The 11231-nt window shown below is 68.5% G+C and carries 10 protein-coding genes; 7 read left to right on the forward strand and 3 right to left on the reverse strand.

Features of this window, described 5'->3' with window-relative positions; translation table 11 throughout:
- Positions 1-71: 71 nt before the first annotated feature.
- From J7520_RS10985 to J7520_RS10995, 3 genes are all read right to left on the reverse strand, one after another.
- The gene (locus tag J7520_RS10985; RefSeq protein ID WP_291188020.1) at positions 72-998 is read right to left on the reverse strand and encodes an alpha/beta fold hydrolase; all 927 of its coding nucleotides are present in this window, start codon (positions 996-998) and stop codon (positions 72-74) included.
- Between the two features lie 17 nt (positions 999-1015).
- Entirely contained in the window at positions 1016-1618 is a 603-nt protein-coding gene (locus J7520_RS10990) for a TetR/AcrR family transcriptional regulator (protein WP_291188023.1), read from the reverse strand.
- Between the two features lie 248 nt (positions 1619-1866).
- A complete protein-coding gene (locus J7520_RS10995; RefSeq protein ID WP_291188026.1) occupies positions 1867-2565 on the reverse strand; it encodes a hypothetical protein in 699 nt (232 codons plus the stop codon).
- A gap of 203 nt (positions 2566-2768) precedes the next feature.
- Between J7520_RS10995 and J7520_RS11000 the strand changes: the two genes are divergently transcribed.
- The 7 genes from J7520_RS11000 (at position 2769) to J7520_RS11030 (ending at position 11231) form a co-directional block, all read left to right on the forward strand.
- Positions 2769-3872 carry a Glu/Leu/Phe/Val dehydrogenase dimerization domain-containing protein gene (locus J7520_RS11000; protein WP_291188029.1) on the forward strand — a complete coding sequence of 368 codons (1104 nt, stop codon included), beginning with the start codon at positions 2769-2771 and terminating at the stop codon, positions 3870-3872.
- A 459-nt stretch (positions 3873-4331) separates the two neighbouring features.
- Positions 4332-4793, forward strand: coding sequence for a (2Fe-2S)-binding protein (locus J7520_RS11005; protein WP_291188031.1), 462 nt, complete (start codon positions 4332-4334; stop codon positions 4791-4793).
- A complete protein-coding gene (locus J7520_RS11010) occupies positions 4790-7135 on the forward strand; it encodes a molybdopterin cofactor-binding domain-containing protein (protein WP_291188034.1) in 2346 nt (781 codons plus the stop codon). Before J7520_RS11005 ends, J7520_RS11010 begins: the two co-directional genes overlap by 4 nt.
- A 142-nt stretch (positions 7136-7277) precedes the next feature.
- Entirely contained in the window at positions 7278-8435 is a 1158-nt protein-coding gene (locus J7520_RS11015; protein ID WP_291188037.1) for an isovaleryl-CoA dehydrogenase, read from the forward strand.
- A 324-nt stretch (positions 8436-8759) separates the two neighbouring features.
- Positions 8760-9932 (forward strand): thiolase family protein, encoded by a 1173-nt coding sequence (locus tag J7520_RS11020; RefSeq protein ID WP_291188040.1) that lies wholly within the window; start codon positions 8760-8762, stop codon positions 9930-9932.
- A 145-nt stretch (positions 9933-10077) separates the two neighbouring features.
- Positions 10078-10632 carry a hypothetical protein gene (locus J7520_RS11025; RefSeq protein ID WP_291188043.1) on the forward strand — a complete coding sequence of 185 codons (555 nt, stop codon included), beginning with the start codon at positions 10078-10080 and terminating at the stop codon, positions 10630-10632.
- Positions 10633-10769: 137 nt separating this feature from the next.
- Complete coding sequence (locus J7520_RS11030) at positions 10770-11231, forward strand: hypothetical protein (RefSeq protein ID WP_291188046.1); 462 nt, start codon at positions 10770-10772, stop codon at positions 11229-11231.

Consider the following 11231-nt stretch of genomic DNA (forward strand, 5'->3'; position numbering starts at 1 on the left):
CATCCATGTGTTCGCAGTCCCGCGCTCGCGGCGACGACGACCATGAGGCGGCTCGAAGTCTTCCGAGTCCTTCAAGCCACCCCGAACGGCAACTCGAACGTCGACACCACCCGCTCGCCGACCTCGGCGCCGCGAAGGAAGCGCAGCGCCTGCTCGATCACGCCGGCATCGACGAGGATGCGCTGATGACCGAGCCCGGCGGTGTTGAGCAGGCGCGCGCCGGGCCAGTAGCGCGCGTAACGCTCGCCTTCGGCCCACGGCACCTCGCGATCGTCGAGGTCGTGCACGACCAGGGCCGGCGGCGCCAGCGCGGGCGCGCGACGCTGGATCTGGAACGATTCCAGTTCTCGCCCGATCTCCGCTTCGACCAGCGCGCACATGCGCTGTGCGATCCGCGCCGGCATCGACAAGCCGCGCGCGAAGCGATGCGTCGCCGCGACCACGTCGGCGGGCGGCGCGATCAGCACCGCGCGATCGATGCGCGCACCTTCCGACATCGCCAGCGCCGCCGCAGCGGCGCCGAAGGAATGACCGACGATCGCCGCCGCCGGACCGAAGCGCTGCACCGCCGTGGCGATGTGCGCGGCGAAGTCGATCAGATAGCCGCGCCCCGGCGCACTGCGTCCATGGCCGGGCTGATCGAACGCGACCACCGCGTAGCCGGCGGCACGCAAGGCGCGCACCCACGGCAGCAGGCGCAGCGCGTAGTCGGACCAGCCGTGCGCGAGCAGGACGTACGGCTCGGCATGCGGGTCGCCCCACACGTAGTGGCTCAACGCGACGCCGCCGCTGTCGAGCGTCGACAGTGCCGCGCCGCCGTCGTCGGCCTGTCGCGCGCGCGAACGGCTGGACGGCAATGGCGTGCCGAACAAGCGCAGCGCGCGACGCGCGGTGTCCTCCGGCGCGAGGCGGGCGCCGAGCGCGTAGCGCGCTCGCAGCGCGGCGAAGATCACTCTTTTTGGAACGATCGTGCTTTTTTGTGGCGCGAAACCGGCCATGGCGAACCTCGTTCGAATCAGATGCGGAAGGAATCGATCAGACGCTCGACGGCGCGATCGCCGCGCGGCGTGGGATCGCCGAGCAGGCGATGATCGTGATGGGTGGCGAGCGCGATCGCGAACAGCTCGAACGCGACCTGTTCGGCGTCGGTGTCGGCGCGCAGCTCGCCGGTCTCGATCGCCATGCGCACGGCGCGCACCAGCTCGGCGCGCAGGCGCTCCTCGTAGAACACGACGCGTTCGCGCACCGGTCCCTGGCGGTCGTCGAACTCCACGGCGGCGCCGACCATCGGGCAGCCGCCCTCGCTCATGCGCAGCCAATCGAGCCAATGCGCCGCGATCGCGCGCAAGCGAGCCAGGCCGCGCGGCGCGCGCAGGGCCGGCACGAACACCTCGCGCGTGAACCGCTCGGCGGCGGCGTCGAGCACCGCGAGCTGCAATTCCTCGCGCGAACCGAAATGCGCGAACACCCCGCTCTTGGACATCGCCGCGGTCTCGGCGACGCTGCCGATCGACAAGCCGTCGAAGCCGGCGACGCGCACCATCTCCAGCGCACGTTCGACGATGTGGCTGCGCGTGGCGGCGCCTTTCGCGGTGGCGGCTCGGTGTTCGGTCTGCATGGATCGGAAAATAGCACGATCGTTCCATACAGTTCAACGCGCTTTGCTGGCGCAGGATCCCTCGACCGACACGTCGAATTCATTCCCGCGAATGCGAAGCGCTTCTCAACCGTTGCAAGCCTTCATCCGAAGAACGTCTTCCATGGATGCCCGCGCTCGGGCACGACGTCTGAAGCATCGTTCGGGCGTTCCGGAACTCCGATGTGAAACGCAGAAGCGCGCCGTCCGAATCAGCGCCGCGAGCGACCTCACTCGCGCGGCGGCGCGACCTCGATCGCCTCGTCGTAGCGGATCTGCTGCACCGAATGCGACTTGATGCCCATCGCCTCGCCGTCGCTCTCCGAGCGGACCAACCGCCCGGCCTGGTCGATGACGACCTTGTTGTGCGCCTTCACGTCGGCGCCCATCACCTGCATGCGCGTGTCGTAGCTGTAGGCGTGCGCGGGCTGGCCGTTCCAGGTGGTCGCGCCTTCGTCCTTCAAGTTGCTCGAACTGGCCTGCAGCTCCGCCGCCGACTTCGGCACGAACTGCTTCACCATCGCCGCCATCTCGGCCGGCGAGCGCGTCCAGCCGGCCTGGTCGGCCTTGACCCAGCTGCCTTCGGGCAAGCTGACGATCTCGAGGCGGTCGGTCTTGACGTGGAAGCGCGACAGGCTCTCGTACTCGGCCAGCGCCTTGGCCTGGTTGCCCTTGTCGTCGGTGGACTGGATGTCGACCGCGAACTTCGCTTCCAGCATCTTGTTGTAGGCGCCGAACACGGCGGCGGCGGCCTGGCGTTCGGCGGCGTCCTGCGCGATCGAGGACAGCGGAAGCAGCATCAGGCAGGCGGCGGCGAACACGAACGACGAACGGGGATGCGCGAACGGCATGGCGACTTCCTCGACGGAGGCGGCGGAGCGCTCGATCTTGCCCCCGACGACGACGCGCGACAACGCGCGATGCAGCATCCGCGCGCGGCGCGCCGTGCCGTTCGGGTGTTGTGTCTCCGCGCCGGAGGACTACACTACGCGCCGTTTTCTCCCCGCGGCCGACGACACGACGGGAACATTCCAGCAGGAACAATGCGATAACGCGCATTCCTGCGGCTGGTTCTCGCCGAAGGCGCACTTTCGTCGCCCCGCTTCCGCCCAGCGCCACATTCGGAGTTGCCATGATTTTCGAAACCATCGCCGAGACCGGCCACGAGCAGGTCGTGTTCTGCCACAGCAAGGACGCCGGCCTGAAAGCCATCATCGCCGTGCACAACAGCGTGCTCGGCCCGGCACTCGGCGGCCTGCGCATGTGGCCGTACAAGAACGAGGCGGAGGCGCTGAACGACGTGCTGCGCCTGTCGCGCGGCATGACCTACAAGAACGCGGTCGCCGGCCTCAACCTCGGCGGCGGCAAGGCGGTCATCATCGGCGATCCGGCCAAGGACAAGTCCGAAGCGCTGTTCCGCGCCTTCGGCCGCTTCGTCGGCTCGTTGAACGGCCGCTACATCACCGCCGAGGACGTCGGCATCGACGTCAACGACATGGAGTGGGTGTTCCGCGAGACCGAGTTTGTCACCGGCGTGCACCAGGTCCACGGCGGCTCGGGCGATCCCTCGCCGTTCACCGCCTACGGCACGCTGCAGGGCCTGATGGCCGCGCTGAGCCACAAGTTCGGCAACGAGGAAGTCGGCAAGTACAGCTACGCCGTGCAGGGCCTCGGCCACGTCGGCATGGAGTTCGTCAAGCTGCTGCGCGAGCAGGGCGCGAAGATCTACGTCACCGACATCAACAAGCAGCTCGTGCAGCAGGCCGTCGACGAGCACGGCTGCATCGCGGTCGGCCTCGACGAGATCTACGACACCGACGCCGACGTCTACAGCCCGTGCGCGCTCGGCGGCACGATCAACGAGGCGACGCTGCCGCGCCTGAAGTGCAAGATCATCTGCGGCGCCGCCAACAACCAGCTCGCCAACAACGCCATCGGCGCCGAGGTCGAGAAGCGCGGCATCCTGTACGCGCCGGACTACGCGGTGAACGCGGGCGGCGTGATGAACGTCTCGCTGGAGATCGACGGCTACAACCGCGAGCGCGCGATGCGCATGATGCGCACGATCTACTACAACGTCGGCCGCATCTTCGAGATCGCCAAGCGCGACTCGATCCCGACCTACCTCGCCGCCGACCGCATGGCGGAAGAGCGCATCGCCGCGATCGGCCGCATCAAGCTGCCGACGATGGGCAACGGCTCGCCGCGCTTCCTCGGCCGCATGCGCGGACAGTAACTGCGGAGCGATTCGTCCGCATACGGCAATGGCGCCCGCCTTGCCGGACCGACGGCCGGGCGCACCTGCGACCCGCCAGGTCACCCGCTTCATTGCGTGCAGCGCCGCCTGTCGGCGGTGCTGCCTCTTTCAGAAGAGCTTTTCTCGCAGAGACGCGGAGGCGCGGAGAAAGGCAAAGAGCAGTTTTCCGCCTGAGCGCTCTTCTCCGCGCCTCTGCGTCTCTGCGAGAGATCGCTTCTTCGTCAGCGCCCCCGGCGCCCCTCGACGGGCGGGATTGCGCGCCACGACGGTCATCACTTTCTCCTTACGACAAGCGCAGCCGATATCCCTTAGGCTATGCGCGGCTGCGCGTTTCCGCGCAGCGAATCCGCCACGCGGCATCGGCGCTGCACGGCGGCACACGACGCAGGCAGATCGTGCGGCCCAGCCGCCGCGCGATCACCCACGAAGAGGTGGACGATGATCACGCTCACGGTGAACGGAAGCGAACGACAGTTCGACGGCGATCCGACCCTTCCGCTGCTCTGGTACCTGCGCGACGCGCTCGGCCAGACCGGCACCAAGTTCGGCTGCGGGATGGCGCTGTGCGGCGCCTGCACGGTGCACATCGACGGCCAGGCGACGCGTTCGTGCGTCACGCCGGTCGCCGCCGCCGCCGGCAAGCAGGTGACGACGATCGAAGGCCTCTCGCCCGACGGTCAGCACCCGCTGCAGAAGGCCTGGCAGGAATTGAACGTGGCTCAGTGCGGCTACTGCCAACCCGGCCAGATCATGCAGGCGGCCTGGCTGCTGAAGACCAAGCCGAACCCGAGCGACGCCGACATCGACGAGATGATGTCCGGCAACCTGTGCCGCTGCGGCACCTACACGCGCATCCGCGCCGCGATCAAGCAGGCCGCCGCGCAGGGAGAGACGAAATGAAGCGCTCCCCTGCCGACCAGCTGATCATCGTCAACGACAGTCGCCGCGGCTTCCTGCGCGGCTTCGGCGCCGGCAGCCTCGTGCTCGCCTTCGGCGGCGGCGCGCTGGCGCGTCTCGTGCACGCGCAGGAAAAGAAGGAGGAAGCGCCGAAGTACGGCGGCGAAGGCATGCCGCACGGGCTGCGCGACGATCCGCACCTGTTCGTCGAGATCGCCGCCGACGGCACGGTCAGCATCGTCTGCATCCGCGCCGAGATGGGCCAGGGCGTGCGCACCAGCGTCGCCATGGTGATCGCCGACGAACTCGGCGCCGACTGGGCGCGCGTGAAGGTCAAGCAGGCGCCTGGCGACGAACCGAAGTACGGCAACCAGAACACCGACGGCTCGCGCAGCCTGCGCCAGAGCTTCGCCGCCCTGCGCCGCGCCGGCGCCGCTGCGCGCACGATGCTCGAAGCCGCCGCGGCCGCGGCCTGGGCGGTCGACGTCGCCGAGGTGAAGACCGGCGTGCACGAGGTCGTGCACGCCAAGTCCGGACGCAAGATGACGTTCGGCGAACTCGCCGCCAAGGCCGCGGCGCTGCCTGCACCGAAAGCCGACACGCTGAAACTGAAGGCGCCGGCCGAATTCCGCTACATCGGCAAGGGCAAGACCAACCTGATCGACGGTGCCGACATCGTCGCGGGCCGCGCGCAGTACGGCATCGACGCGCATCTGCCCGGCACATTGTTCGCGGTCGTCGCGCGGCCGCCGGTGTACGGCGGCAAGGTCGCCTCGTTCGACGCGGCCGGCGCGGACAAGCTGCCGGGCGTGGTCAAGATCGTGCCGCTCGACACGACGCCGCTGCCCTCGGGCTTCCGGCCGCTCGGCGGCGTCGCCGTCGTCGCCGACAACACCGGCAGCGCGATCAAGGCGCGCGCGCAGCTGAAGATCCAGTGGGACGCCGGCCCCAACGCGAGCTACGACTCGCTCGCCTACCGCAAGCAGCTGGAAGCGGCCAACCGCAAGCCCGGCAAGCGCATCCGCGACGACGGCGACGTCGACAAGGCGTTCGCCGCGGCGGCGAAGAAGGTCAGCGCCGACTACTACGTGCCGCACCTCGCTCACGCGACGATGGAGCCGCCGGCCGCGCTGGCGCAGTTCAAGGACGGGCGCTGCGAAGTCTGGGCCTGCACGCAGGCGCCGCAGGCGGCGCGCGAGGAAGTGGCCAAGGCGCTCGGCCTCGACGCCGACAAGGTGACGATCAACGTGACCCTGCTCGGCGGCGGCTTCGGGCGCAAGTCCAAGCCGGACTTCATCGTCGAGGCCGCGCTGCTGTCCCGGCAGCTCGGCAAGCCGGTCAAGGTGACCTGGACGCGCGAGGACGACCTCGTCAACGACTACTTCCATGCCGTCGCGCATTCGCACTTCGAAGCCGCGCTCGACAAGTCCGGCAAGGTCAGCGGCTGGCTGCACCGCATCGCGGCGCCGTCGATCGGTTCGACCTTCGGACCCGATCCGAAGCACGAAGGCTCCTTCGAACTCGGCATGGGCATCACCGACCTGCCGTTCGCGATCCCGAACGTGCGCCTGGAGAATCCCGAGGCCGCCGCGCACACGCGCATCGGCTGGTTCCGCTCGGTCTACAACATTCCGCACGCGTTCGCGATCCAGAGCTTCGTCGCCGAACTCGCCCACGCGGCCGGACGCGACCACAAGGACTTCCTGCTCGAACTGCTCGGCCCCGACCGCGCGGTCGATTCGAAGCTGGCCGACGGCGTGGAGCCGTGGAACTACGGCGAAGACCCGGCCAAGTATCCGATCGACACGGCGCGCTGGCGCCGCGTGATCGAGACGGTGACCAAGGAAGCCGGATGGGGCCGCAAACTGGCGAAGGGACGCGGCCTGGGTCTCGCCGCGCACCGCAGCTTCGTCACCTACACCGCGGTGGTGTGCGAAGTGGAGGTCGGCGACGACGGCACCATCGTCATCCCGCGCGTCGACATCGCGGTCGACTGCGGCCCGCAGATCAATCCCGAACGCGTGCGCTCGCAGATGGAAGGCTCGGTGATCCAGGGCATTGGCCTGGCGCGCTACGGCGAGGTCAGCTTCAAGGAAGGCCGCGCCGAGCAGACCAACTTCCACCAGTTCCAGATCCTGCGCATGAACGAGGCGCCGCGCGAGATCCGCGTGCACCTGGTCGCCCACGAGGACTTCTCGCAGCCGCTCGGCGGTGTCGGCGAACCGGGCCTGCCGCCGGTCGCGCCGGCCTTCGTCAACGCGCTCTTCGCCGCCACCGGCAAGCGCGTCCGCGAATTGCCGATCCGCGGCCAGTTGAAGCCGGCCACGGCGGAAAAGGCGGCCTGAGAGCAGACCCCGATCGACGTGCCGGAGCACGCGCTCCGGCACGTCGACGGCCGCGACGGCGGAAGGCCGCCGACGCGCGCCCTGCCCGCAAACGATCCGCGGGCGCTATGATTTCGGTTCGTTTCCCACGACGGACCCGTCCATGCGCCCATTCCCTCTCGGTGAAGAACTCGACCTGCTGCGCGAGAGCGTACGCGCGTTCGCGGAGAAGGAAATCGCGCCGCGCGCGGACCTGATCGACCGCGAGAACGCGTTCCCCGCCGACCTCTGGCGCAAGCTCGGCGAGATGGGCCTGCTCGGCGTGACGGTGTCGGGCGAGTACGGCGGATCGGAACTCGGCTACCTCGCGCACCTGGTCGCGATGGAGGAAATCTCGCGCGCCTCCGGCTCGGTCGGCCTGTCCTACGGCGCGCATTCGAATCTTTGCGTCAACAACATTTTCCACAACGCCACCGAGGCGCAGAAGCAGAAATACCTGCCCAAGCTGTGCAGCGGCGAATTCGTCGGCGCGCTGGCGATGAGCGAACCGGGCGCCGGCTCCGACGTAGTCGGTTCGATGACCTGCCGCGCCGAACAGAAGGGCGACGTATGGGTCGCCAACGGTTCGAAGATGTGGATCACCAACGGCCCCGACGCCGATGTGCTGCTGGTCTACATGCGCACCGCGCACCGGCCGGCCGGCTCGCGCTGCATGACCGCCTTCCTCGTCGAGAAGGGCATGAAGGGCTTCAGCACTGCGCAGAAGCTCGACAAGCTCGGCATGCGCGGCTCCAACACCTGCGAGCTGGTGTTCGACAACTGCGAGATCCCCGACGCGAACCGCGTCGGCGAAGTCAACGAAGGCGTGCGCGTGCTGATGAGCGGCCTGGACACCGAGCGCCTGGTGCTGAGCGGCGGGCCGATCGGCCTGATGCAGGCCGCGCTCGACATCGCCCTGCCCTACGTGCGCGAGCGCAAGCAGTTCAACGCGCCGATCGGCACCTTCGGCCTGATGCAGGGCAAGATCGCCGACATGTACACCGCGTTGCAGTCCTCGCGCGGCTACGCCTACCTCGTTGCGCAGAACTACGACGCCGGCGTGAAGTCGCGCATCGACCCGGCCTCGTGCCTGCTGCACGCCTCGCAGAGCGCGGTGCAGGTCGCGCTGGAGGCGATCCAGGCGCTCGGCGGCAACGGCTACATCAACGAGTATCCGACCGGCCGCATCCTGCGCGACGCAAAACTTTACGAGATCGGCGCGGGCACCAACGAGATCCGGCGCATGCTGATCGGGCGCGAGTTGTTCCACGGCAAGAGCTGATTCCGATGCCGGAGATTCACTTCTCGCTGGAGCGCGTATTGGAGGTTCTGCGAGACGCGCGACCGGGCGAATCCGATGCCGAGCCGCCGATTGCCGGATTCACGCTAGATGTGCTTCGAGCATGTCGAGCGACGAACAGAACCCGCTCTCGCTGAAGTTCGTGCGTCGGGGCGCCGCGCATCGAGTGCCCGAACCGATCGACGCGCGATTCGCAAGCGCGGCGATTTCAGGCTCTAGCTCCGTTTGCCGCAGCGCAGCGACGGCGCGATAATCCTCGGCCTTCGTCGGCGTATCCCGCGCCGGCCATCCGCAACGAGGTTTGCCATGTCAGATGTCGTCATCGTCGGCGCCAAGCGCACCGCCATCGGTTCCATGCTCGGCCAGTTCACCGGCGTGCCGACGCCGACGCTGGGCGCCGCCGCGATCAAGGCCGCGCTCGAACACGGCGGCGTCGCCGCGGACGACGTCTCCGAAGTCATCATGGGCTGCGTGCTGCCGGCCAACCTCGGCCAGGCGCCGGCGCGCCAGGCGGCGATCGCCGCGGGCCTGCCGAAATCGGCCGGCTGCACCACGATCAACAAGGTCTGCGGCTCGGGCATGAAGGCGATCATGCTCGGCAACGACCTGATCAAGGCCGGCTCGGCCGACGTCGTCGTCGCCGGCGGCATGGAGTCGATGACCAACGCGCCGCACATGGTCAACGCGCGTCCCGGCCTGCGCTACGGCGACGCCAAGCTCGTCGACCACATGGCCTGGGACGGCCTGACCAATCCGTACGACGGCCAGTCGATGGGCGTGTTCGCCGAGGCGACTGCCGAGAAGTACGGCTTCACGCGCGAGCAGCAGGACGCCTATACGATCGAGTCGGTCAAGCGCTCGCAGGCCGCGATCGCCTCCGGCGCGTTCGCCTCCGAGATCGTTCCGGTCAAGGTCGCCACGCGCAAGGGCGAGGTCGAATTCGCCACCGACGAGCAGCCGGGCAAGTCCGACATCGCCAAGATCCCGACCCTCAAGGGCGCGTTCAAGAAGGACGGCACCGTCACCGCCGCCAGCTCGTCGAGCATTTCCGACGGCGCCGCCGCGACCGTGCTGATGAGCGCCGACGAGGCGAACAAGCGCGGCCTCAAGCCGATCGCGCGCATCGTCGCGCACGCCACGCACTCGCAGGAACCGCAGTGGTTCACCACCGCGCCGGTCAGCGCGATCGAGAACGTGCTGAAGAAGGCCGGCTGGAAGGTCGCCGACGTGGACCTGTTCGAGGTCAACGAGGCGTTCGCGGTGGTCGCGATGGCGCCGATCAAGGATCTCGGCATCGCGCACGAGAAGATCAACGTCAACGGCGGCGCCTGCGCGCTCGGCCATCCGATCGGCGCTTCCGGCGCGCGTCTGGTCGTCACCCTGCTGCACGCGCTGCAGGCGCGCGGCGGCAAGCGCGGCGTCGCCTCGCTGTGCATCGGCGGCGGCGAAGCGACCGCGATCGCGGTGGAGTTGGTATAAAGCGGTCGGACGCGGATTTGACGCGGATGAGCGCCGATAGAGCTATTTCAAAAATGGATCGCTCTTCATCGGCCCTGATCCGCGTTGATTCGCGTCAAGAACCGCCTTTCAGTTCATGCAACCACAACGGGGAGTAGAGGAAACCATGAAGAAGACGAATCTGAAACCGCTCCTGCTCGGCGCTGCGCTGGTCGTGGCGCTCGGTGCCTGCAGCGACAACTCGCAGCAGCAGGCGAAGGAAGCCGCCGACAAGGCCGCTGCCGCCACCAAGCAGGCCGCCGAAGACGCCAAGGCGGCCGCGCAGAAGGCGGCCGACGCGACCGCCGAAGCCGCGCGCAAGGCCGCGGAAGCGACCCAGCAGACCGCCAGCGACGCCAGCAAGGCGGCCGGCGACGCCGCCGCGCAGGCCGGCGACGCCATGCAGAGCGCGGGCGACAAGGCCAAGGAAGCGGCTGGCGATGCCGTCGACGCGACCAAGGAAGCCGCCGGCCACGCCGGCACGGCGATCAAGGAAGGCGCCACTGCCGCCGGCCAGGCCGTTTCCGAAACCGCCAAGAGCGGCTGGGAAGCCGCCAAGGCGGCCGGTCACGAGATCAAGGAAGGCACCAAGGAGGTCGGCCACGACATCGCCGACACCGCGCGCGACGCGAAGAACGCCGCGAAGGACTCCGTCGACAGCAAGGACAAGGACAAGAACTGAGTCCTGTCGCAGAACGCTCCACCCCCGCACCGGCCGCCTCGAGCGGCCGGTGCTTCAATGGAGCGCGGCTCGCCGTCCTTTTCCGTCACCGGGATGTGCTGTCGGGCCGAGCGTGCTAGCGTCCGATGAGGGAAACGATGCGTGGCTCCGCCGCAAGCGTTTCCTCGCGAACCGCGACCGAATGTCCGGCGTCGCAACCTGCTCATGGAATCGACATGCCGATTCGGAAACTTCCCCCCGCGTTTCGCCTGGCCGCCTTGGCGGCAACGGCATGCGCCGTCGCGAACGTCGCCACGGCCGCCGACACGCCGGTGCGCAAGCGCCTGCCGGCGGACGCTGACGCCGCAATCCAGACCCTGCTCGCCTGGCAGAGCGGGATCGACGGCAGCACCGAGGCGCACGTGCTCGAAGCGCTCGGCCCGCCCGACCGACGCAGCGAGATGTCGAACAACGAAATCAGCGGCGAACCGATGCATGCCCTGAAATACCGCCTGAGCCGCCGCAGCGAGCTCAGTGTCGTCGTCCATCAGGGAAAAGTCGCCGCGGTGACCATCGTGCTCCTGCCGAGCGCGAACGAATCAGGCCCAGTGGACGACTGA

It is taken from the genome of Dokdonella sp., assembly GCF_017744955.1.
In the GTDB taxonomy this organism is placed as follows: Bacteria; Pseudomonadota; Gammaproteobacteria; order Xanthomonadales; family Rhodanobacteraceae; genus Dokdonella_A.